A 25,094-nucleotide genomic window follows, 5' to 3' on the forward strand; every position below is an offset into this window, starting at 1 on the left:
TATGAATAGAAGAGAATTCGTAAAATACTTGGGAGCTACCTCTATTTATATAGGAGCGGTTTCATGTGCATCCACAGGAGTTTTTAGAAAAAAACATAATGAAGAAATATGTAGAGAAGCATGGAAATCGATTGCGAATAAAGGGGAAGCTTTTAATTACGTAACTCCAGATAAGAGTTTGCCAAATGTTTTTATTTATGGAGACTCAATTTCAATTGGGTATACATCAACTGTCAGAGAGCGTCTTTTGGGTAAAGCAAATGTGTTTCGATTTTATAAAAATGGACAATCAAGTGATAAGTTCATCTCTTTCATGGATAAAATGAAGAAAACTATGTTCCAACCCTATTTAAAAGAGGGATGGAAATTTGATTGGGATGTGATTCATTTTAATGTGGGTTTACATGATTTAAAGTATGTAAAAAAAGGAAAGCTTGATAAAATAAATGGGAAGCAAGTGAATAGAATAGAGGTGTACAAAACAAACATAGATAAGATTTGTATTTATTTAATGCAAGAGTTTCCTAAAGCTAAATTGATTTTTGCAACAACAACTGCTGTTCCTGAAGGGGCTAAAGGGAGATTTGTAGGAGATAGTATAAAATATAATAAAGCAGCAAGAGAGGTTTTAACCAAGTATCCTTCAATTGGAGTTAACGATTTATATGGTTTTACCAAGTCAAATTCATCTGATTGGTATATAAAGCAGGGTAATGTTCATTACAATAGTTTAGGAAAATTAAACCAAGGAAAGCAAGTGGAAAAAGTAATCGCTGAAAATTTATAATTATGAAGAGAGTATTATTAATAATATTAATTTTTCTTGTATCTAGTACGGGAAAGGCTCAAATAGGAGAAATGTTTTTTATTCCTCAACCAGAATCTGTAGTAATCAATCAAGGTGACTTTAAGCTTAGCAAAAGCACACAAGTTTTTATTCCTAGAAAGTATTATGCGGATTTTAAAAATATTGTAAAATCTACTTTAACAAATGATATAGGATTAAATATTTCTGTAAAAAAAGGACGGGTAAAAGTAAAATCAAATTATATAGTTTTTGAAAAATCTAACGATGCTGCTATAAAATCTGAGGGGTATATATTAGAAATCACTACTGAAAAGATTAGGATAAAGGCTAAAGATTATGCTGGAATGTTCAATGGTTTTCAAACCTTAAGGCAAACCATTCCTGTTGGAACAGTTCAAGGAACTTCTATACCAAGTATGGTTGTTCAAGACAATCCTAGGTTTAACTGGAGAGGAGTTATGCTAGATGTGTCTCGTCATTTTCAATCAAAGGAGTTTGTATTAAAGCAAATAGATGTTTTGGCAGCTTATAAAATTAATAAATTTCATTTGCATCTAACCGATGATCAAGGTTGGAGAATCGAAATTAAAAAATATCCTAACTTAACTAAAAAAGGAGCTTGGAGAGCTGAAAGGACTGATGTAACTTGGTGGGAAAGAGAAAAAGCTAGAGCTGATGAACCTAAAACTATAGGTGGTTTTTATACGCAAGAAGATATTAAAGAAATTATTGAATATGCAAGAGTTAGAAACGTAGAAATTATTCCTGAAATTGATGTTCCTGCTCATAGTAAAGCATTGATTGCTTCGTATCCACATTTATTTTGTTACGATGGAGAATCAGATGCCAATTTTGAAGTAGCAGTTGGAGGAAAAGCTCCAGACAATGCACTGTGTGCAGGAAAAGAAACAACCTATGAGTTTTTAGAGGATGTAATTAAAGAAGTAGCGGCATTATTCCCTTCAAAATATTTGCATATTGGTGGTGATGAGTGTAACAAAGGAAATTGGAAAAAATGTCCACATTGTCAAAAAGTAAAAACTGAAAATGGATTAAAAGATGAAGAAGAACTTCAAAGTTTTTTTATTCAAAAAGTAAATAAAATAGTGCTTGCTCAAAATAAAACCATGATTGGTTGGGATGAGATTTTAAGTGGTAAAGGAGCAAAAGGAGCAACGATTATGGCTTGGAGAAGAGGGAAACATACACCCGAAATTGATGCGCCACGAGCTGGTTATCCTACAATAATGACTTCATACGTTTATTCTTACATCAGTCAGGTTCAAGGTCCGTCATTTATGGAGCCAGAAGGACCCAAAGTAGTTTTGCCTTTATCTAAAGTATATAACCATGAACCAATTCCATCAGAATTGACCAAAGAAGAGGCGGGCAGAGTTTTAGGAAATCAAACTTGTTTGTGGGCAGAATTTACTCCTACACCAGAACATTTCGAATATATGTTATACCCAAGAACTTTAGCCAGTGCAGAGGTTTCTTGGAGTGATCCAAAAGTTAAAAGTTGGGAGCGTTTTCAAAATGCTTTAGAAACATCTCATTTTAAAAGGTTAGAAAGAGATCATGTAAACTTTGCAAAAAGTATGTACAGTGTTTATCCCGCATTTGCGATAAACCAATTGCATAACGAGGCGATTGTGTATTTAGAAACGGAAGCTGTTGGGTATGAAATCTACTACACACTAGACGGTAATGAACCAACAACCAATGCATTAAAATACCAAGGAAATTTTAAAACAGTTCCTAAAACACTTTTAAAAGCGGGCTTGTTTACGAAAAACGGAAAATTATTAGGCGAAATAACTGAACTAAGATTAAAATGAAAATAATTAAAATTATATGCGTTTTTCTTCTGTTAGCAAGTTGTTTAACAGCGAAAAAACAGACTAAGGTCGACAAGAAAATTGAGCAACCTAATATAGTCTATATCATTTGTGATGATTTAGGCTATGGTGATATTCAGTTTTTAAATCCTGAAAAAGGAAAAATTTTGACTCCTAAAGTTGACCAATTGGCAAAAGAAGCGATGAGTTTTACGGATGCACACACCAGCTCATCGGTATGTACTCCTTCTAGATACAGTATTTTAACAGGGCGTTATGCATGGCGTACTAAATTACAAAAAGGTGTATTAAGTGGAGGAGATGAACTAGAACCTTTAATAGCTAAAGATCGTTTAACAGTTCCAGTATTGCTAAAAGGGGTAGGTTATAATACAGCTGCTATTGGTAAATGGCACCTCGGTTTTAAGTTTGTAGATGACCACGGAAAGGCTCTTCAAATTTATGACGATAAAAAAGTCATTGGACCACCCATTGGAGCAACTGTTCCAGATGGTCCTATAACACGAGGATTTGACTCTTATATTGGTTTTCATCATTCTAGAGTTATGAAAACAATTATTGAAAATGATAAAGTAATAGCCAAAATGGCTCCTGTAAAAATGCTTCAATTTTTAGCAGATCATACCGAAAGATATATAGAAAAGGCAGCAAATAAAAAAGAACCGTTTTTTTTGTATCTAGCACTTAATTCTCCTCACAGTCCAGTAGTTCCTTCTGAAAAATGGCAAGGAAAAAGCGGAATGGGAGCTTATGCTGATTTTGTAATGGAAACAGATGATGTTGTAGGTCGTGTTTTATCTGCGCTTAAAAAAAATGACATTGAAGACAATACGATTGTGTTTTTTACTAGTGATAATGGATGTTCTTATCCGGCATCAAAAGCTCAAAAGTTAGAGGATAAGTACGGGCATTTTGTTAGTGGAGATTTTAGAGGTGCCAAATCTGATATTTGGGAAGGTGGACATAGAGTTCCTTTTATTGTGAAATGGCCGGGGAAAATAGAGGCGAATTCTACAAGTGATCAATTGATTTGTTTATCGAATTTAATGGCTACTTGTGCAGATGTTGTAGGAGTTGATATTCCTCAAACAGCAGGAGAAGATTCGTATAGTATACTTCCTATTTTAAAAGATAAAAACGCAAAAAGCGATCATGAATTTGTTATACATCATTCAATACATGGAAAGTTTTCTGTTAGAAATTCGGAATGGAAATTAGAGTTTACACCTGGTTCTGGCGGATGGTCTAGACCTAATGATAAAAATGCAAGAAAAAAAGGGCTTCCAAAAATTCAGTTGTATAATATGAAAAAGGATAAGGAAGAAACAACAAATTTGTACAAAAGTGAGCCTTTAGTGGTAAAGGGATTAACGGCGAAATTACAAGAAATTGTAAATAATGGAAGATCAACATTAGGTGAAAATCAAGAAAATGATGTTGAGATAGATATTTTTAAGGAAGGATTATAAAAACAGAAATACGTATAAATGAGAATCATGAAAAAACATATAATTAATATTATTACGGTTGCGTTGGTAACTATGATGTTAGCTTCCTGCTCTTCTTCTAAAAAAGAAGAATTAGCAGAAAAGGAACCTGTAGATTATATAGATCCCATAATTGGAGCAATTACCTATGGGAAAAAGTCTAAGGATGCCCATGGGTTTGGAAAAACATTTCCTGGAGCTGCAACACCTTTTGGGTTGGTTCAGTTAAGTCCAGATACATTTACTGGAGGAGATAATGGTTCTGGGTATTCGTATGAGCATCCAACATTAGAAGGATTTAGTTTTACACATATGAGTGGAGTTGGTTGGTTTGGTGATTTAGGTAACTTTTTAGTGACACCAACAACAGGGAAATTGCAAACCAATAGAGGTGTACCTAAAAATCCGGAAAGTGGGTATCGTTCTCGGTTTACGCATGATACGGAAACTACAGAAGCTGGTTATTACTCAGTTACCTTAGATGATTATGGAGTAAAAGCAGAATTAACTGCTGCTGCGAGATCTGGAATTATTAGATTTACATTTCCGGAGAATGATAGTTCTAGAGTTCAGATAGATTTATCTCGTAGAGTAGGTGGAACTTCTACAGAACAGTATATAAAAATAGAAAATGAAAACACCATTTCAGGTTGGATGAAATGTCCTCCCGAAGGTGGTGGATGGGGAGCTGGTGCTGGGAAAGCAGATTATACCTTATATTTTTATTGTCAGTTTAGTAAGCCCTTAAAAGAGTATGGTATTTGGAGTGCAGATATTCCGGATGTTCCTAGAAAAATGCGGTTTATAAGAAGAGAGAATTACCAATTGGCAGTGAAAAACGCTAAAATTATTACAGACAAAAAGGAATTTCAAGGCAAACACTTAGGCTTTTACACAAACTTTAAAACTAAAAAAGATGAACAGGTAATTGTTAAAAGTGGTATTTCATTTGTGAGTGTAGCAGGAGCAAAAGAAAATTTAGAGCACGATATAGCTCATTGGGATTTTGATAAGACAAGAAACCAAGCACGTAAACTTTGGAATAATGCCTTAAAAACGATTAAGGTTACGGGGAGTGGAGAAGACGAAAAAACTATTTTTTATACAGCCATGTATCATACCATGATCGATCCACGTACGTTTTCTGATGTAAACGGAAATTATATAGGAGCAGATAAAAAAGTACATCAAGCGAAAGATTTTACGTATCGTACAATTTTTAGTGGCTGGGATGTGTTTCGTTCGCAATTTCCGTTGCAAACAATTATAAATCCTACATTGGTTAATGATGAAATTAACTCATTACTTCAAATGGCAGAATTAAGTGGGCGTAATTATTTACCACGTTGGGAAATGCTAAATTCTTATTCGGGTTGTATGGTAGGAAACCCAGCTGTTTCTGTAATTGTAGATGCTTATCAAAAAGGAATTCGAAATTATGATATAGACAAAGCCTTTACCTATTCAAAAAACACCGTAGATCGCACTGGAAATGGCGATTTAGGGTATTCTCATAAACATATATCAAAAACCTTAGAATATGCGTATTCCGATTGGGCTTTAGCAACTTTGGCAAACTCACTTGGTAAAAAAGAAATTGCCGAAGAGTATTTTAGGAAAAGTAAAAATTACACTAATATTTGGAATGATGAGGTCAATTGGTTTAGAGCTAAAGATAGTACAGGAACTTGGCTGCCCTGGAAAGGTAAAGCAGTTCATGGACAAGGCTGTATTGAAAGTAACCCATACCAACAAGGTTGGTTTGTTCCCCATGATATTGAAGGATTGAAAGAATTAATGGGAGGAGAAGAAGCATTTAAAAATGAACTAATCTCATTTTTTGACAAAACTCCTAAAGATTTTCTTTGGAATAATTATTACAATCATCCAAACGAACCTGTACATCATGTGCCTTTTATGTTAAACGAAGCGGGAGTACCTCACTTAACTCAAAGAATAACACGTACTATTTGTAGTGATGCTTATGGTATTGGCGCTTATGGGTTGTGTGGTAACGAAGATGTTGGACAAATGTCTGCATGGTATGTGTTGGCTTCTATAGGAATACATCCAATCTCTCCAGGAGATAATAAATACCAAATTACAAGTCCTGTTTTTAACAGGATTAAAATCAATTTAGATGGGACTTATTACAAAGGAAAAACTTTTGAAATTATTGCAAATAACAATTCGAAAGAAAATATTTACATCCAATCTATAAAATTAAACGGAAAATTATTGAATCGTTATTGGATTAGTCATCAGGAAATTACACAAGGTGGTGTCTTAGAAATGGAAATGGGACCAGAACCAAAGATTCATTAATCAAAAAAAATAAATTATAATTAATATTAAAGAAAGAGAAATGAAAAAAATAACACTTATATGTTTGTTGAGTTTGTTCGTATTTGGTGTAGATGCTCAAAAATATTACGATTATTCTATGCCTGAATACACTCCAACTGAAGGGAATTTAGAAGCACGAGAAGCCTTTCAGGACATGAAATTTGGTATGTTTATTCACTGGGGTATTTACAGCGTTTTAGCAGATGGAGAATGGGTGATGCTTATAAAGAAAGTAAAAGCAGATAATTATGAAAGACTAGCAGATTTTTTTAATCCGCAAGAATTTAATGCCGAGGAGTGGGTTCAATTGGCCAAATCTGCAGGGATGAAATACATTACGATTACATCTCGTCACCATGATAGCTTTAGTATGTTTGATACTGATGCAAGTGATTTTAATATTGTTGATGCAACTCCATACGGAAAAGATCCATTAAAAGAATTAGCAGAAGCATGTAAAAAAGAAGGAATTAAATTAAATTTCTACTATTCTTTATTAGACTGGAGGCGTGATGATTATAAAAACGGTAAAAAAGGTGATGAAGAAGCTTGGAATAACTATATAACATTTATGAAAAAACAACTTACGGAACTACTTACTAATTATGGTGAAATAGGTTGTATTTGGTTTGATGGTCATTGGGATAGAAAAGAAGCGAATTGGCATTACGACGAAATTTACTCTTTAATTCATGAGTTAAGTCCAAATACATTAATTGCAAACAATCACCATATTCAACCAATACCAGGGGATGATATTCAAACTTTTGAAAGAGATTTACCAGGAGAAAACCATGGAGGTTTTAATAAAGGCGTTGAAGTGAGTCAATTGCCTTTAGAGTCTTGTGCAACAATGGCTGGTAAATGGGGGTATAGTATTTATGATAAAAAGTTCAAAAGCACTAAAAAACTTATCCAGTTTTTGGTAAATGCGGCTGGTAAAAATGGTAATTTATTATTGAATGTAGGTCCAATGCCAAACGGTAAAATTCAACCAGAATTTGTTCAAACTTTAAAAGAAATAGGAGAGTGGACAAGCAAATATGGAGAAAGTATTTACGGAACAAGAGGTAATGTAGTAAAAGCACAAACATGGGGAACTCTAACAAAAAAGGACAAAACACTTTATGTTCACGTTTTAAAAACGCTTGATGAACCTTATGTGTTTATATCTGGTCTTAAGAGTAAAGTTAGATCTGCTAGATCTTTTGATGGTAAAACTAAAATAAAATTTAAGCAGGTTAAGGAGGGTGTTTTCTTATATCCAGGAAAGGAATTTGATACTTCAATTGATGGTATTATCAAGTTAAAAATTAAATAATTCATATTAGAATGAAGTGTAAGGTTAGATTTTTATTAATAATCTCTTTTTTTAGTTTACAACTAAATGCTCAGGGTATAATTACTTTTAAAGAAGGTTTGGTAGTTGGAGCTACACAACGTGGCACGCGCTCGGTTGTTTTTACAGATCCCGTACTATATAAGTTTATTATTAATAAAGCTATAGAGCCTATTGAAAAGGATTCAGTTGGATTAGGAAGAGATGGTGAAGTACAGCGTTGGGAAAAAATAGAGGTTAACGAAAAAGGTGTTTTTAAAAGCAGAAAATTAAGAGGTGGTTATTTGTATATTACTTATAATGCAGCAGAAGCTGGAATTAAAATATTTTCGATTTCGGGACATAGTGAAGTGTATATAAATAGAGTTCCTCGTGGGGGAGATGTGTATAATAAACACCTTACATTTCATCCCGTTGAGTTAAAAAAAGGAAAGAACATCTTCTTTATAAAAGGAGGTAGAGGTGAAGTTTCTATAAAGTTATTACCTGTAGAAAAGGAAATTTCGTTTCTAAAAAGAGACATGACGATTCCTGATTTTTTAACAACGGAAACAGATACCAAGGTAGGGTCTATTCGTATTTTGAATAGTTCAACAAAAACAGTCAAAAATCTTAAGATTGTTGCTGAGAGCAATGGGCAGAAAACAGAGACGAACATTTCATCTATTATTCCATTGTCTATGAGAAAAGTACCGTATTATGTACAAGATGTTTTTACAAAAAAAGATACAGTACGTGTAAAAATTCAGTTGTTTCAAGGTTCAGAATTGATAGACGAATCATCGGTATTGTATAAAGTAAAAACACCAGAGCAATTTTATTCAAGAACTTTTATTTCTGATATTGATGGGAGTGTTCAGTACTTTTCTGTAAAGGAAGGAAATATAAAAGAGGGAGAACAACCTGCTATGTTTCTTTCTTTACACGGGGCTAGTGTAGAAGCTAGAAGACAAGCTGCTGAATACAAAGCCAAGGATTGGGGACATGTAATAGCTCCTACAAATCGTAGAGATTTTGGTTTTGACTGGGAAGATTGGGGACGTTGGGATGCTATGGAAGTACAAGAAATTGCTGAAAAAATGTATCAAACAAATCCTAAAAGGACTTATTTAACAGGACATTCTATGGGAGGTCATGGTACGTGGCAAGTAGGAGTAACGTTTCCTAATAAATGGGCTGCTATAGCGCCTATTTCAGGTTGGTATTCTCTATTTTCTTATGGGAATAAGACAAAAACAGACAAGCCTTCTCCTATAGAGAATATGATGGCTAGTGCCAGTCATTCTAGTCATACTCTGAAATTGTCAAAAAATTATTTGCATCATGGAGTATATATTCAGCATGGTGATGCAGATGATGTTGTACCTGTAGATGAAGCTAGGTTTATGCGTTCACATTTAGGCGAATTTCATCCCGATTTTGCGTATTTAGAATACGAAGATAAAAAACATTGGTTTGGTATAGATTTTAAGACCATTTTTGATTATTTCAAATGGCATACTATTCCAAATAATACTGATGTTAAAAATTTCGAGTTTCGTACTGCAAGTCCAGGAGTGTCTTCAGAAAGTAGATATATCACACTTTATCAGAAAGACAAACAGAATGATTTTTGTGGTATAAAGGTGAGTCAGAATGTTAGAACTGAAAAACAGATAAAGAAAAATGAAACTCTAAAAAAGAGAAGTATTACGATTAAAACAGAAAATTTAAAAAAATTTAAGGTCGATTTAAAACACTGCATCGCATCTGATTCTATTGAAATACAAATTGACACTAATTCTTTTAATGACTTAGCTTCTTATAAAGGAAAAGAAGTTTGGTTTGAAAAAGGAAATAATTCATGGGAGTTGTCAAAAAAGCCATCGAATACCTTTGAAAAAAACCCATTGAGATATGGTAATTTTAAAGAAGCTTTTAAAAACAATATGGTTTTTGTATATGCTACAAAAGGAACAAAAAGTGAAAACGAATGGTCCTTCAATAAAGCACGTTTTGATGCCGAAACTTTTTATTATAGAGGTAATGGTTCTATCGATATTATTCCAGATAAAGATTTTTCTCTTAAAAAATTTAAAGATAGATCTGTGATTCTTTACGGAAATGCATCCACCAATGCAGCTTGGGAATCGTTACTTTCTAAAAGTCCTATTCAGGTAAAACGAGGTGAAGTAAGGGTTGGTAAAAAAACAGTAAAAGGAAATGATTTAGGAGTGTATTTTACGTACCCAAGAAAAGATAGTAAAACAGCTTCAATAGGAGTTGTTTCAGGCACAGGTACTTTAGGCTTTAATGCCGTGATGCCAAACAGTTATTTTAGGTCTGGAGCGAGTATACCAGATATGATGATCTTAAGCCCTTCAGTCTATAATAAGGGTATAGAAGAAGTCAAGGCAGCAGGTTATTTTGGAAATGATTGGACTGTGGAAAATGGAAATATTGAATGGAAAAACTAAGAAATTAATAAATGAATAAATATAGTATTTTACTTGTTGTAGCAACACTTTTTGTGGCCTGCTTAAATCCGAAACCTACATTTAAACAGGAAGATATTTCTGTCATTCCTAAGCCATTAATGTTAGAGTTAAAGGAAAGTTCTTTTCAATTTAAAGCAGGTACAAACATTGTAATTCAAGATAAAAGTCAAGAAAAGGCAGCAAATTATCTTATTGGATTATTTAAAGAATCTGCAGGGTATACTTTTGATATTTTAGAAGAAAAAACAAATAGGGGGGTTGTTTTTAATAATGTTGAAGGGCTAAAGTCAGAAGCATATCAATTAGAAATTACTCCGAGTCAAATTGTAATAAAAGCATCAGATGAAGGAGGGTTTTTTAATGCCGTTCAAACTATACGTCAATTATTACCTTCCAAAATAGAAAGTAAAGAGCTAACAAATACCAAATGGTTTGTGCCTTGTGTTATTGTTGAAGACGAACCACGTTTTAGTTGGAGAGGTATGCATATGGACTTTAGTCGTCATTTTTTTAGTATAGATGAAGTGAAATCTTTTTTAGATTATATGGCACTTTATAAGTTAAATACCTACCATATGCATTTAACAGACGATCAAGGGTGGCGAATAGAAATAAAAAAGTATCCTTTATTAACAGAAAAAGGAGCGTGGAGAATTCCAAACAATCAAGATACAATTTGTATGGATAGAGCGATAGAAAATAAACTCTATATGATTGATGAATCTAATTTTAAAAACATTGATGGCAAACGCATGTATGGTGGTTTTTATACTCAAGAAGAGATAAAAGAAATTATAGCCTATGCAGATGCAAGAAATATAACTGTAATACCAGAAATTGATATGCCTGGACATTTAAAATCGGCCATAGACAACTATCCGTTTTTATCTTGTAATGAAGAATCAGGTTGGGATACCGTATTTACGTATCCCGCTTGTTTAGGAAAAGAGACAACTTATGAGTTTATGAAAAATATTTTGGCAGAGGTTGTCGAATTATTTCCTTCAAAATATATCCATATTGGAGGAGATGAAGTTAATATTTCCTCGTGGAAAGTATGCCCACATTGTCAAAATGAAATAAAGACAAATGATTTAAAAGATGAGCATGAATTACAATCGTATTTTAATAGAGATATAGAACATTTTTTACAGTCCAAAGGAAAACAATTAATGGGTTGGGACGAAATTGTTACGGGAGGTTTGACCAAAGACGCATCTATTATGTGGTGGAGAGGATGGAGGCCAGAAGCACCTAAAACGGCTGCTAAAAACGGAAATGATATAGTTATAACAACTACAGATGCTTATTATTTTGACTATCTAAACGAAGGAAATTCGTTAGAGAGAATCTATAATTACGAACCTGTTCCAGAAAGTTTTACTGCCGAAGAGACAAAACAAGTTTTAGGATTGCAAGCAAACCTTTGGACTGAACGTATTCCAAGTTTTAAGCGATTACAGTATCAAACTTTTCCAAGAATGTTAGCAATATCTGAAAATGGATGGGCACCAGGAGAAAATAAAAATTTTGAGGCATTTAATAAAAGAGTTGAAAAACAATATAACAGATTAGATGAATTAGATGTGTATTATTACATTCCTGCTGTTGAGGGTCTTAAAAAAGAAATTGCTTTTGTTGATAAAACTAACGTTGCATTAGAATTAGCGTATCCGTTAGAAGGGGTTGAGATTTATTATTCTTTAGATGGAAGTGTGCCAACCAAAGAGACTATAAAATACGTAGCTCCTTTTATGGTAAACGATACGGTTATAATCAAAGCTAGAGCTTATTTAGACGATAAATTTAATGATATAAAAACGACAAAGGTTATTCGTAAAAAATATCTAAAGGCGTCTTCTGAAAATCCTAGGACTAAAGGTTTAAAAAGATGGATAACGAAAGGGAAGTTTAAAAAAGTAGAAGACATTAAAACTCCAACAAATGCCAATTTTACGCAAGTAGATAGCATTACTTTAGGAGATTTTAAAAACCAAAAGAACTTTTCATTGATTTATCAAGGATATTTTAAAGCTGAGAAGGATGGAGTTTATGAGTTTGAAACACGTTCTGATGGTGGTGATTTGTTATTTATAGGTGATGAGTTGGTAGTAGATAATGGAGGGTACCACGGGCCAAGAAAACGATATGGAAAAGTAGCTCTAAAAAAGGGATGGCATCCCATAACAATACATTATAAACCAAGTGAAAACCCAAGAATGATTTATGTTTGGTATGCTTTACAAGGCGAAGAATTAAAACCAATAAATAGTTCGGTTACAGGTTTTTAATTGATAAAAAAAATAGTGATTAGGAACTTGAATATGAAGGAATTGAATTTAGATAATAGTGTCTCATATAGATGTTATAATAAACTTGCAGAAAAAGAGATTGCAATAGCAGGTATTATACGCGTGAATGTGAAAGGAATAATGCACAGCGTAAAGTGAATAAATTAAGAAATAATCAAAAAGGAATTTTTTATAATATTAAATACCAGTTCGGTAGATTAAAGCTAAAAATAAAATGAAGCATTACAATTGTTTATTATTACTACTATTATCTTTAGGGTTTTTTTCATGCAAAACAGAAAAGAACCTAGAAACTAATGCTAAAAAAAAGTTAACCAGTTACGTAAATAATTTTACAGGAACAGATGGGCCTGGAAATACTTATCCAGGGGCGGTTTTACCCTTTGGAATGGTTCAGTTAAGTCCAGATAATGGACTCCCAGGATGGGATAGAATAGCAGGATATTTTTATCCAGATTCAACCATAGCGGGATTTAGCCATACACACCTTTCGGGTACTGGGGCAGGAGATATGTACGATTTATTAGTAATGCCTTTAAATAGTAGGTTTGCCGAAAACCTGACTCCAGAAGGCAGGTATAGACCTTATTCGAAATTTTCTCATGAGAAGGAAAGTGCAAGTCCAGGTTATTATTCTGTGGATTTATTAAGTTCTGGAATTAAAGCAGAACTAACAACAACTGCACGAGTAGGATTTCACCAATATACATTTCCTAAAGATGAAAAAAGTCAAATTATACTCGATTTAGGTTATAGTTTAAACTGGGACGCTCCGGTGGATACAAATATTACGGTTGAAGATGCTCAAACAATTTCTGGATATAGAAAATCTAAAGGCTGGGCAAGCGATCAACGTGTGTATTTTGTGATGAAATTTTCTAAGCCTATTGATATAGTACAATTATTTGAAAATACAAAGGAAAAAAAGGCAAGCAGTGTTCAAGGTAAGTTTACACGTATTGTAGCCAACTATAAAACGTTTGACGATGAAAAAATATTGGTAAAAGTAGCTTTGTCTTCTGCAAGTATAGAAGGTGCACGTAAAAATTTAAGAGCAGAATTGCCAGATTGGAATTTCGAAGAGACTGTAGCAGCTGCCGAAACAATTTGGGAGAAATACCTTTCTAAAATAAAAATTAAAGGAACAGAGGCTCAAAAAGAATTGTTTTATACCAATTTGTACCATGTTTTTTTAACTCCGTCACTACATAGTGATGTTGATGGAGCTTATAAAGGAGCAGATGGCGAAACACACATTGCAAAAGGCTATAATAAGTATGAGACTTTTTCTCTTTGGGATACTTTTAGAGCGACACATCCGTTATATACAATTTTGGCTACCAAAGAAACCGAGGATATGGTAAAATCATTTTTATCCCATTATGACCAAACTGGTTTGTTGCCTGTATGGTCTTTGGCAGGGAATGAAACTAATATGATGATCGGTTACCATGCTGTTCCTGTTATTGTAGATGCGTATTTTAAAGGTATTCCTATGGATGCTAAAAAGGCATTAGAAGCCTGTGTTATTTCTGCAACAGATAAAGGAAGACAAATAGATACATATATGGAATTAGGTTATGTTCCTACAGGTGGAAGTCATGAAAATTGGTCTGTGTCTAAAACATTAGAATATGCATATGACGATTGGTGTATCTCGCGATTAGCTGGTGCATTAGGAGAAGAGGAGGTTAGTAATACTTTTTCAAAAAGAGCTAATAATTGGAAAAATATTTATGACGAATCATCTACATTTTTTAGACCTAAAGATGAGCAAGGTGTTTTTACATCACCATTTTCCGCAAAAGATTATACCAAAGAATTTTGCGAAAGTAACGCATGGCAATATTTCTGGTTTGTACCGCATGATATCGAGGGTTTAATTGACACGTTGGGGAAAGAAGAATTTGGGGTTAAATTAGACTCTATGTTTACCTATTATCCAAAATCAGAAGATAAATTACCTATTTTTAGTACAGGTATGATAGGTCAATATGCTCACGGAAATGAGCCAAGTCATCATGTTTCTTATTTGTATAATAAAATAGGGAAGCCATGGAAAACTCAGGAGATGGTACGTAAAATATTAGATACACAATACAGTACCAACCCTGATGGTTATTGTGGAAATGAAGATTGTGGGCAAATGTCAGCATGGTTGGTGTTTTCTTCTATGGGGATGTATCCAATCAATCCAGCACAAGGGTCTTATAGTTTGACATCACCTCTTTATGAAGAAGCTATAATTCAACTAGAAAACGGAAAACAATTTGTTATAAGTACAGAAAATCAATCGAAATCAAATTGTTATATACAATCTATTACCTTAAATGGTAAAGCCCATAACAAGTTAACGATAGATCATAAGCAAATCACGGAAGGAGGGGAACTTCATTTTGTGTTAGGACCTAAGCCTCAAAAAGAATTAGGTAAAAATTAAAAATAATATCTTGAGGATGTTTTTCTAAAGAAAACGAATAGTATTACTGAAATTATACAATAAATAGATATGTAAATTTTGAATGTGATCAAATTAATTTTATCAAAGAAAACGAATGAAATCAATAAGACTTAAACAATTTAACGTAAGCTATAAGCTGATTGTGTGTTTTATATGGAGTTGTTTGCTGTTGGTTGTCGGTTGTAAATCTAAATACAGTAATAGTATAAACGAAAGGTTTCCTCTAGGTTTATCAATAGAATTTATAAGACAGCCTGAAGATGTTTTAATTGTAGATTCAAAGCCAAAATTTGCATGGGAAGTTCCTACGGACATAGTTGAGCAATCGGCATATCAAATACTAGTTGCTTCATCAACAAAAAACTGTAATGATACAAGTGTAGATGTGTGGAATTCTAATAAAGTGCTAAATTCTCAATCCATTAATATTGAGTTTAATGGAAAACCCTTAGAAGTAGGGAAAACCTATTTTTGGAAGGTGAAAATTTGGGATAAAAAGGATCACTCTAGTTCGTATTCTAAAATACAGTCTTTTACACTTGGTAAAAAGGCTAATGGAATAACAACAGCTAATAAATTCCAAATAGAAAAGATCAAACCAATTCGATTTATACAAAAAGAAGACAATTCTTATTTTATTGATTTTGGGAAAGCAGCATTTTCGAGCTTGCAGTTTCATTATAAAGCAATTACCAACGACACGTTAATTGTTCATATAGGGGAGCAATTAACAAATAATACCATAAATAAAAAACCTAAAGGAAGTATAAGGTATCAAAAAATAAAAGTGCCTGTATATCCGGATATTCAGGTTTATAATCTGAAAATAAAACCAAATAAGCGAAATACAAAACCTGTTGCTATAGCTTTGCAGGACTCTTTCCCAGTATTGTTGCCTTTTAGATATGTTGAAATTGAAAACGCAAAAGGCGATTTAGAATTACAAGATTTTACTCAAATAGCCTATTTTAGTTATTGGGAAGATGATTCAAGTTATTTTAATAGTTCTGATAGTATTTTAAATAAAGTTTGGGATCTGTGTAAATACTCTATCAAAGCAACAACTTTTGCTGGTTTGTATGTTGATGGAGATAGAGAGCGCATTCCGTACGAAGCCGATGCTTATTTAAATCAATTAAGCCATTATACAACCGATAGGGAATATGCAATAGCCAGACAGACTATTGAATATTTTATGGAAAACCCTACATGGCCAACAGAATGGCAACTTCATGTGGCACTTATGTTTTATGCAGATTATATGTATACAGGAAACACGGAACTTATTGATAAATATTATGAAGAATTAAAAAACAAGACTTTATATGAATTGAGAAGAGAAGATGGATTGATAAGTTCTACTAAGGCAACTCCAGAGTTTATGAAAAAACTGGGTTTTAATTCGCCCAAAACAAAACTTAAAGATATTGTAGATTGGCCACCCGCACAAAAAGATACGGGATGGAAATTAGCAACAGAAGAAGGAGAACGAGATGGTTTTGTTTTTAAGCCTATAAATACAGTGGTAAATTGTTTTTATTATAAAAACCTTTTAATAATGATGGAATTTTCTGAGGTTTTAGGAAAGGCAGAAGACTTTCGTTTTTTTAAGGATTTATCCACTCAAGTAAAAATTTCTATAAATACGAAGTTATTCGATTCCCAAAGAGGAGTATATGTTGACGGAGAAGGAACTATGCATGCCTCATTGCATTCAAATATGTTGGCTTTAGCTTTTGATATTGTACCTGAAAAGTATATGAAATCTGTTGTTGAATTTGTAAAATCTAGAGGTATGGCTTGTAGTGTTTACGGAGCACAGTATCTATTGGAAGCCATGTTTAAGGCAAATGAAAGCCAGTATGCCTTAGAGTTATTAACGGCTAAACATGACAGAAGTTGGTATAATATGATCAAAATAGGCTCTACAATGACGCTAGAAGCTTGGGATATAAAATATAAACCTAATTTAGATTGGAATCATGCGTGGGGAGCAGCTCCAGCTAATATTATACCGAGATATTTATGGGGTATTCAACCAAAAACACCAGGGTATTCAATTGCTTTAATAAAACCTTTGTTAGGGGATTTGACTTCAAGTTCAATTGTAGTTCCAACATTAAAGGGGAAAATAAAAGGAGCGTATATTGTACAGGGAAATGATAGTGTAGAATACACTATTGAAATACCTGCTAACATAAAAGCTGAATTTGATATTAAAGATTTGTTTAAAGCGGAGATTATTCATAATGGAAAAATAATAACGAATAAATTATCTCATATAATTTTAATTTCAGGTAAGCATACGATCACTATTGTCTTAAAATAGTTAACTTTACGGCAATATTATAAAAGAAACAAAACTAGAATAAACTATATTTTAAAAAATAAATTATAACATGAAAAAAGCACCAGTAGTTTCAAAAAAAATGTTAATCCCATTTATCTTAGTAGCTTCATTATTTGCCCTATGGGGGTTTGCGAATGCAGTTACAGACCCCATGGTAAATGCGTTTAAGAAAGTATTGGAGTTGTCTAATACGCAGGCATCTTGGGTTCAAATGGCTTTTTATGGAGGGTATTTTTGTATGGCTTTACCAGCAGCTATGTTTATGCGTAAGTATTCTTATAAAGTGGGTGTATTAATAGGCTTAGGCTTGTATGCGGCAGGAGCTTTATTATTTTACCCAGCAGCAATAACAGAACAATTTTGGTTTTTTTGTTTAGGTCTTTATGTTTTAACCTTTGGTTTGGCTTTTTTAGAAACTGCAGCAAACCCATATATTTTAGCCATGGGAACAAAAGAAACGGCAACACAAAGATTAAATTTGGCTCAGTCAGTTAATCCAATTGGATTAATAGCAGGACTATTAGCCGCTAAGTATTTCGTGTACGACAGGTTGCAATCTGATGGGATAGAGGATTTTGGAGCGTTAAGTGAGGCGGAAAGAACAATGATTAGAGTTGCGGATTTGGCGGTGATTCGTGATCCTTATGTGGTTTTAGGATTGGTAATATTAATTGTATTTGTATTGTTCTTGGTTAATAAAATGCCACAGTCTAAAGAAGATGGAGAGATGCCTAGTTTAGGTGTTACTTTTTCAAAATTGTTAAGCAATCGTAAATATGTTCTTGGATTAGTTGCTCAAATATTATATGTAGGAGCACAAATTATGACATGGACTTATATTTATCAATATGCTGAGGCAATTGATTTAGCAAATGAAGGTATTATAGGTTATGAAAAAATAGACGTGTTTGCTTATCAGTTTATTGCTTTTATTTTATTTACTGTTGGACGTATTATTGGGACAGCAATGTTACGAGTTGTGAGTTCAGGTAAATTATTAATGATCTTTGCTATTTTTGCGGGGACTTTTGTTTTAGGGACTATGTTTATTCAAGGTATAGTAGGTTTGTATTGCTTAGTTGGAATTTCATTTAGTATGTCTTCAATGTTCCCTACAATTTATGGTATTGCATTAAATGATTTAACAGAAGAACAATCAAAAGTTGGTTCAGCAGGATTAGTGATGGCTATCGTTGGAGGTGCTTTATTACCTATGTTACAAGGAATGATTATCGATGCTGGAGGTAGTGGTGTTGCAGATATTAGAATTTTAGGGGTGCCTGAAGTAAGCTTTTCTTTTATTTTACCATTTTTATGCTTTTTATATATAATTTGGTTTGGATTTATTATTAATAAAAAACATGAATAAGTTGTCTCTACGAAAAATAGAGATATTCTTCCCAAATTGGACGAAAGCGCAGATGTTTTCATTGAGAAAATAATGATTTTATAAATGAATAATTTTACAATACGATGATCAAAAAGGTGATATTATTACTCACTATTTCAGTTTTCGTTTCATGCGAAAACGAACAAAAAATCAATTCTTTTTATGAAGAAACAACCGACAACCTAGTAGCTTATGTAAACCCTTTGATGGGAACAGATTCTAGTTTCGATTTGTCTAACGGGAATACTTACCCCGCAATTGCTACCCCTTGGGGAATGAATTTCTGGACACCCATGACTTCAAAAATGGGTGATGGATGGACGTACAAATACGATGAAAACAAAATTAGAGGAATCAAACAAACCCATCAGCCGAGTCCTTGGATTAATGACTATGCCGCTTTTTCTCTTATGGCGACTACTGGTAAGTTGAAATTTCAAGAAGACGAACGTGCTTCATGGTTTTCACATAAGGCAGAAACTGTAAAACCCCATCATTATAAAGTGTATTTGGCGAGTTACGATATTACAGCAGAAGTTACTCCTACTGTGCGTGCAGCACATTTTAAATTCACTTTTCCGAAATCGGACGAATCTTATATTATGCTTGATGCTTTTTTTAAAGGTTCTATGGTGAAAATTATTCCGGAAGAACGAAAAATAATTGGCTATTGTAGAAATAATAGTGGAGGGGTTCCTGAGAATTTTCACAATTATTTTGAAGCTCAATTTGATAAAGATTTTGAATTAAATCACACTTGGGGAGATGATTGGAAATTAGTAGAAAATTCTACAGATAATGAAGGGAATCATGTAGGTGCTATTATTGGTTTTAAAACAAAAAAAGGAGAAGTAATTCATGTTAAAGTAGCATCTTCATTTATAAGTCCCGAACAAGCCTCTCTAAATTTAAATAGAGAAATTGGCTCTGATACTTTTAATCAAACCAAACAAAAAGCAAAAGACAGTTGGGAAAAAGAGTTGGGTAGAATTAAAGTTCAGGGAAAAAATATTGACCATATTAAAACTTTTTATTCGTGTTTGTATCGCGTTTTATTATTTCCAAGAAAATTTTATGAGTATGACAAAAACAATGAAGTAGTTCATTACAGTCCTTATAACGGAAAAGTACTTCCTGGATATATGTTTACAGATAACGGCTTCTGGGATACTTTTAGAGCGGTATTTCCTTTCTTTAATATGATGTATCCTGAATTGAATAGCCAAATTATGGAAGGGCTTGTAAATACTTATAAAGAATCTGGCTGGTTGCCTGAATGGGCAAGTCCTGGACATCGAGATTGTATGATCGGATCAAATTCAGCACCTATTATTTCTGATGCTTTTTTAAAAGGTGTTGAAAATATTGATGTGCAGACATTAATGGAAGCCATGTTAAAAAACGCTACTGTTTCTGAAGGAAGACCTGTAAATTCGACAGGTAGGGCTGGATTAGAATATTACAACACTTTAGGCTATGTGCCATATGACGTTAATATAAATGAAAATGCTGCAAGAACTTTAGAGTATGCATATGCCGATTTCACCATTGCAAAAATGGCAGAAAAATTAGGTAAAATAGATATAGCGAAGAAATTCTATAAACAATCTCTAAACTATAAAAACCTGTTCGATCCTTCTACAAATCTCATGCGTGGAAAAAATAAAAACGGGCAATTTCAAACCCCTTTTAATCCACTAAAATGGGGAGATGCATTTACAGAAGGAAATAGTTTACACTATACTTGGTCTGTTTTGCACGATATTCAAGGACTCATTGATTTAATGGGAGGGAAAGAAAATTTTTCAAATAAATTAGATCATGTTTTTGAAATGCCTCCAGAATTTGACGCTTCCTATTACGGGTTTACAATTCATGAGATTCGGGAAATGCAAATTGTGAATATGGGAAATTATGCACATGGAAATCAGCCGATACAGCATATGATTTACCTCTATAATTATGCTCAAAAACCGTATAAAGCACAAGAAAAAATCAGAGAAGTACTCACAAGACTTTATAGTGCAACTCCTGATGGGTATTGTGGAGATGAAGACAACGGGCAAACTTCTGCGTGGTATGTCTTTAGTTCTTTAGGCTTTTATCCTGTAACTCCAGGAGTTAATCAGTATGTAATTGGAAGTCCCTTGTTTGATAAAGCAACACTTAAATTGCAAAACGGAAACACTTTTACGATTACAGCTAAAAATAATACTAAATCAAATCCATACATTCAATCCACAGCTCTAAATGGAAAATCATATTCCAACAATTATATTGAATTTGATGCAATTCAAAATGGAGGTGATTTTAAGTTTGAACTAGGGAATTCTCCAAACAAAAATTGGGGAAGTAAATTAGATAACGTACCTTATTCTTTGAGTACAGAAAACCAATAAACCAATAAATACCGATATTTAAATTATGAAAAATTTATTAAAATTTTTAGTTGTTATGTTACTAACATCTAATCAAGTTATCGCACAAGCCATTTACGAAGATGAAAGGTATGTTGCAGAAACAGACCCTCTTGTTTTGAAAAAAATAGATGAATGGCAGGATAAAAAATTTGGATTATTGATGCATTGGGGGACATATAGTCAATGGGGAATTGTTGAATCTTGGTCTCTGTGTCCCGAGGATTATGGTTGGTGTAAAAGAACGAAGGGAACAAACCCAGAAAATTATAATGTCTATAAAAAAGAATATGAAGATTTAAAAAAGACATTCAATCCAATAAAATTTAATCCTGAAAAATGGTCAAAAGCTGCTAAAAAAGCGGGAATGAAGTATATGATTTTCACAACGAAGCATCATGATGGATTTAGCATGTTTGATTCTAAATATACAGATTACAAGGTTACTGATCCAGATTGTGCATTTAGTTCAAATCCTAAGGCCAATATTACTGATGAAGTTTTTAAAGCATTCAGAAAAGAAGATATGTGGATTGGTGCTTATTTTTCAAAACCAGATTGGAACCATGAAAATTATTGGAGTCCGAATTATCCCCCTTTTGATAGGAATGTGAATTACGATCCTGATTTACATCCCGAAAAGTGGCAAAAATATGTTGATTTTACCCATAACCAAATTATGGAGTTACTTACAGATTATGGAGATATTGATATATTATGGCTAGACGGTGGATGGGTAGAAAAAATGGATCAATTAAAGATTGATGAGTTTTATGGGAAAAAATTTTCAGAGGTTAAAACAGGGTCAGGATTTATCAAACACAGAGTTATTAGTCAAGATATAAAAATGGACGAATTAGTTGTAAAAGCTCGAAAAAAACAACCTGGATTAATTGTTGTTGATAGAGCAGTCTATGGTAAAAATCAAAATTATCTCACTCCAGAAAACCGTGTTCCAGAAAAGACGCTACCATACCCATGGGAATCTTGTATAATTGCTGGTGGAGGTTGGTCCTATACTCCAGATGCAATATACATGAGTGGTAGGCAAGGCATTCATACTTTGGTAGATGTTGTAGCTAAAGGCGGGAATTTACTCTTAAATATTGCCCCAGGTCCTGATGGAACATGGCAACAAGGAGCCTACGATTTGTTAAACGAATATTCATTATGGATGGATGTTAACAACACGGCTATATACAATACTAAACCCATTAGCCCTTTTAAAGAAAATAATATCTGTTTTACACAAAATAAAGAAGGATCTGTTTTTGCTATATACTTAGTAAATGAAAATGATACAACTATTCCGAAAGAAATAACAGTAACAGCTATTAATCCTTCAAGAGGAGCAAAAATTAATTTGTTAGGCTCTAATATTAATTTGAAATGGGAAAAACTTGAGAACGGATTTAAAGTGATTATTCCTGAGAGTCTAAGAAAAAATCCACCCTCAAATTATGCCTGTGCATTTAAAATATCTAAAGTAAATAATTGAATTATTGTTTAAAATGTAGTACACGTTTTAAGACGAAAGTAGTTGTAGAAAGGTTTAAGGTGAGATGACCTTACAAGAACTAAATATTATACCAAATGAATTTCAGAGTGGTTGATAATAAATTTGAATTATTTTTTTCTTTAGATGAAATATAAAGGAAATAGAAACTAATTTAATCAATCATTCTGATGTTTATTACTCAATACTTTGAAATAAGAGTTTTAAGAAAAGCTGAAATAGTTTCATGTTAAATTCTGATCAAGGATCTTGATATACAAGTAACCTTTACATTGAGAGATAGGATAAACAGAAGATTAAGATATCGATTAATTGCAGAGAAGTGAGCTTTTGAAAATATTATGAACGCTTCTGGGAGGTCTCTAAATTATGAATAAACCTATTTGAATCTTCCGGATATTGAAATATATGCCAATCCATACAGAAATATATACAATATTATATCGATGAAAGAAGACATACGGAATTGGAAAATGACACTCCTAATTCTAAGTTTAATTTACATAAATATGCAGTATATAAATTACGTCATTTAAATGTTGAAATTGTATTAATCGTCCAAAAAGGGAGGAGTGCTATTTGTGTTGCTTCAAGAAGTTACTGCTATAATAATTTAAGACCGTTGCGTAATGCTCTTTTCAGTTTTAGATTTCAATTTTGACTTTTTAAATCTAAAATTTATATTTTTTTTTCTTATTTTCATTGTTTATGTTAGTTATGGATCTATTTTTTGGTTCATTTTCCTTTAGTTTTTAGAATTAGCGGCAATTATCCTTGGACTTCTATATAAATTGTAACAAATAGCTTCCATCAGATTTTGAGTATGCATTTTTTCCATACCTCTGTACCTTGCAACTCCACCTTTAAACCTCCATTCAATAACTCCAAATTATTCAAGATAAATTGAACAATAGACCTCGGAAAATCATCAACTATAAAACACCCAAAGAAATGATGAATCTTGAACTTAAAATTGTTGATTATTAAAGACACTAGCTACAAGCTATTTTATCAACCCTGTTTTGATGACGCCCTCCTTCAAATTCTGTATTTAAAAAAGTCTCCACCATTGCGGTCGCTTGTGGTATAGAGGTATAACGAGCAGGAATACACAATACATTCGCATCGTTATGTTGTTTGATCAACTCAGCTATTTCTTTTGTCCAACACAAACCAGCTCTAACATTATGATATTTATTAGCTGTCATAGCAACTCCATTGGCACTACCGCAAATTAAAATACCTAAGTCTACGGATTTTGAATCAACAACAGATGCAACTTTATGTGCAAAATCAGGATAATCAACACTATCAAAACTATCGGTACCATAATTAATTACAGTAATCCCTTTCCTTTCTAATAATTCCATGATTGCTAATTTATAATCTGGACCAGCATGATCATTCCCTATTGCTATTGTCATTTTTTTAGTATAAATATTTGTTATTGCAAAAATACAATAAATGAAAGATAAATACTCATTTTTCTTTCCCGTTTGATAGTAATCCTTCCTTGAAATTTTATATACAAATTGCATGTTTTAATATTTTTAAACATTAGTGTCCGACTAAAATACGATTTCTATTAAAAGGGGTGTTTAAGGTCAAAAAACTGTTTATTTTTTGAATATCGTCAATAGCAAGGTGGCTAATGGAATAATTTAAGTTGAACATCGGTTGGTTTTGAGGAGATTTCTATCCATTGTTTATTTGGATTTTCAAGAAATTTAAAAAGATTGATATAGGTCATAAGATGGAATCTCATTACAGGCACCATATTTGAGTATGCCCATTTTCGTTTTACTTTTCGTTGTATAACTAGCATAATGAGTTGTGCGATTAATGCAGACCATATCTGAATTTCTATTTCATTTTGATTATCTCCAATGAAATATTTCAAAGAGAAGTTTTGTTTGAGTCTTTTAAACATTGTTTCAATCTGCCACCTATGTTTATAAATATCAGCTACTTGTTCTGGTGATATTTCTGTGTTGTTGATAATAAATTCATATACTTTTTCTTTTTCAGCACCCCAATAGGTTACACGTCTTATTTGTATGGATTTAGTATCTTTTTCCACCAAAATAAGTTCGTCTTTTAATACTGCATTACTTGTTTTATCTGCTAAATCAAATTCTTTTATAGACCGCATTATCTTTCTGACGAGTTACAAAGTAAATATCGTTTAGCGTCCACTCCAAATATTGTAAATAATCGTTGTAGGCTTTATCAAAAACAACAAAAGAATCTTTTTCTAAATTTAATTCTTTTAAAAAAGTATGATCGTGTGTGGCTGCACTACTAAAACGGACAAGACAAGGTACATCCTCTA

General features: G+C 32.8%; 15 protein-coding genes. 12 read left to right on the top strand and 3 right to left on the bottom strand.

Annotated features, from left to right (window positions below; all coding sequences use genetic code 11):
- Window position 1 precedes the first annotated feature (1 nt).
- The 12 genes from V5787_RS04635 to V5787_RS04690 all read left to right on the top strand — a co-directional run bounded on the left by V5787_RS04635 (window position 2) and on the right by V5787_RS04690 (window position 22,744).
- A complete protein-coding gene (locus V5787_RS04635) occupies window positions 2-787 on the top strand; it encodes an SGNH/GDSL hydrolase family protein (RefSeq protein ID WP_336892102.1) in 786 nt (261 codons plus the stop codon).
- A gap of 2 nt (window positions 788-789) precedes the next feature.
- Window positions 790-2,646 (top strand): family 20 glycosylhydrolase, encoded by a 1,857-nt coding sequence (locus tag V5787_RS04640; RefSeq protein ID WP_336892103.1) that lies wholly within the window; start codon window positions 790-792, stop codon window positions 2,644-2,646.
- Window positions 2,643-4,136, top strand: a complete 1,494-nt coding sequence (locus tag V5787_RS04645) for an arylsulfatase (protein WP_336892104.1) — start codon at window positions 2,643-2,645, stop codon at window positions 4,134-4,136. Before V5787_RS04640 ends, V5787_RS04645 begins: the two co-directional genes overlap by 4 nt.
- A gap of 27 nt (window positions 4,137-4,163) precedes the next feature.
- A complete protein-coding gene (locus V5787_RS04650; protein ID WP_336892105.1) occupies window positions 4,164-6,479 on the top strand; it encodes a GH92 family glycosyl hydrolase in 2,316 nt (771 codons plus the stop codon).
- Between the two features lie 40 nt (window positions 6,480-6,519).
- On the top strand, window positions 6,520-7,821 hold the full coding sequence (locus V5787_RS04655; protein ID WP_336892106.1) for an alpha-L-fucosidase: 1,302 nt from the start codon (window positions 6,520-6,522) through the stop codon (window positions 7,819-7,821).
- 11 nt (window positions 7,822-7,832) lie between these two features.
- Window positions 7,833-10,295: a prolyl oligopeptidase family serine peptidase gene (locus V5787_RS04660; protein ID WP_336892107.1), complete on the top strand. Its 2,463-nt coding sequence runs from the start codon at window positions 7,833-7,835 to the stop codon at window positions 10,293-10,295.
- An 11-nt stretch (window positions 10,296-10,306) separates the two neighbouring features.
- Window positions 10,307-12,607: a family 20 glycosylhydrolase gene (locus V5787_RS04665; RefSeq protein WP_336892108.1), complete on the top strand. Its 2,301-nt coding sequence runs from the start codon at window positions 10,307-10,309 to the stop codon at window positions 12,605-12,607.
- Window positions 12,608-12,842: 235 nt separating this feature from the next.
- Complete coding sequence (locus V5787_RS04670; RefSeq protein WP_336892109.1) at window positions 12,843-15,068, top strand: GH92 family glycosyl hydrolase; 2,226 nt, start codon at window positions 12,843-12,845, stop codon at window positions 15,066-15,068.
- Window positions 15,069-15,183: 115 nt separating this feature from the next.
- The gene (locus tag V5787_RS04675) at window positions 15,184-17,418 is read left to right on the top strand and encodes an alpha-L-rhamnosidase C-terminal domain-containing protein (RefSeq protein ID WP_336892110.1); all 2,235 of its coding nucleotides are present in this window, start codon (window positions 15,184-15,186) and stop codon (window positions 17,416-17,418) included.
- 70 nt (window positions 17,419-17,488) lie between these two features.
- A complete protein-coding gene (gene fucP / locus V5787_RS04680) occupies window positions 17,489-18,808 on the top strand; it encodes an L-fucose:H+ symporter permease (RefSeq protein ID WP_336892111.1) in 1,320 nt (439 codons plus the stop codon).
- A 104-nt stretch (window positions 18,809-18,912) separates the two neighbouring features.
- A complete protein-coding gene (locus V5787_RS04685; RefSeq protein ID WP_336892112.1) occupies window positions 18,913-21,228 on the top strand; it encodes a GH92 family glycosyl hydrolase in 2,316 nt (771 codons plus the stop codon).
- Window positions 21,229-21,253: 25 nt separating this feature from the next.
- The gene (locus V5787_RS04690) at window positions 21,254-22,744 is read left to right on the top strand and encodes an alpha-L-fucosidase (RefSeq protein WP_336892113.1); all 1,491 of its coding nucleotides are present in this window, start codon (window positions 21,254-21,256) and stop codon (window positions 22,742-22,744) included.
- Window positions 22,745-23,754: 1,010 nt separating this feature from the next.
- Here V5787_RS04690 and rpiB read toward each other — a convergent pair.
- From rpiB to V5787_RS04705, 3 genes are all read right to left on the bottom strand, one after another.
- Window positions 23,755-24,186, bottom strand: a complete 432-nt coding sequence (gene rpiB, locus V5787_RS04695; protein WP_336892114.1) for a ribose 5-phosphate isomerase B — start codon at window positions 24,184-24,186, stop codon at window positions 23,755-23,757.
- 224 nt (window positions 24,187-24,410) lie between these two features.
- Entirely contained in the window at window positions 24,411-24,914 is a 504-nt protein-coding gene (locus V5787_RS04700) for a transposase (RefSeq protein ID WP_336892115.1), read from the bottom strand.
- The coding region (locus tag V5787_RS04705) for a transposase (RefSeq protein WP_336892116.1) at window positions 24,892-25,094 on the bottom strand (203 nt) is incomplete at its 5' end. The genes V5787_RS04705 and V5787_RS04700, both read right to left, overlap by 23 nt.

The sequence above is a fragment of the Flavicella sp. genome, from assembly GCF_037132785.1.
Classification (GTDB): domain Bacteria; phylum Bacteroidota; class Bacteroidia; order Flavobacteriales; family Flavobacteriaceae; genus Flavicella.

Bases quoted from the DNA above. Each gene is read 5' to 3' on its own strand.
- V5787_RS04635 (WP_336892102.1), top strand. From the start codon at position 2: ATGAATAGAAGAGAATTCGTAAAATACTTGGGAGCTACCTCTATTTAT.
- V5787_RS04640 (WP_336892103.1), top strand. From the start codon at position 790: ATGAAGAGAGTATTATTAATAATATTAATTTTTCTTGTATCTAGTACG.
- V5787_RS04645 (WP_336892104.1), top strand. From the start codon at position 2,643: ATGAAAATAATTAAAATTATATGCGTTTTTCTTCTGTTAGCAAGTTGT.
- V5787_RS04650 (WP_336892105.1), top strand. From the start codon at position 4,164: ATGAAAAAACATATAATTAATATTATTACGGTTGCGTTGGTAACTATG.
- V5787_RS04655 (WP_336892106.1), top strand. From the start codon at position 6,520: ATGAAAAAAATAACACTTATATGTTTGTTGAGTTTGTTCGTATTTGGT.
- V5787_RS04660 (WP_336892107.1), top strand. From the start codon at position 7,833: ATGAAGTGTAAGGTTAGATTTTTATTAATAATCTCTTTTTTTAGTTTA.
- V5787_RS04665 (WP_336892108.1), top strand. From the start codon at position 10,307: ATGAATAAATATAGTATTTTACTTGTTGTAGCAACACTTTTTGTGGCC.
- V5787_RS04670 (WP_336892109.1), top strand. From the start codon at position 12,843: ATGAAGCATTACAATTGTTTATTATTACTACTATTATCTTTAGGGTTT.
- V5787_RS04675 (WP_336892110.1), top strand. From the start codon at position 15,184: ATGAAATCAATAAGACTTAAACAATTTAACGTAAGCTATAAGCTGATT.
- fucP (WP_336892111.1), top strand. From the start codon at position 17,489: ATGAAAAAAGCACCAGTAGTTTCAAAAAAAATGTTAATCCCATTTATC.
- V5787_RS04685 (WP_336892112.1), top strand. From the start codon at position 18,913: ATGATCAAAAAGGTGATATTATTACTCACTATTTCAGTTTTCGTTTCA.
- V5787_RS04690 (WP_336892113.1), top strand. From the start codon at position 21,254: ATGAAAAATTTATTAAAATTTTTAGTTGTTATGTTACTAACATCTAAT.
- rpiB (WP_336892114.1), bottom strand. From the start codon at position 24,186: ATGACAATAGCAATAGGGAATGATCATGCTGGTCCAGATTATAAATTA.
- V5787_RS04700 (WP_336892115.1), bottom strand. From the start codon at position 24,914: ATGCGGTCTATAAAAGAATTTGATTTAGCAGATAAAACAAGTAATGCA.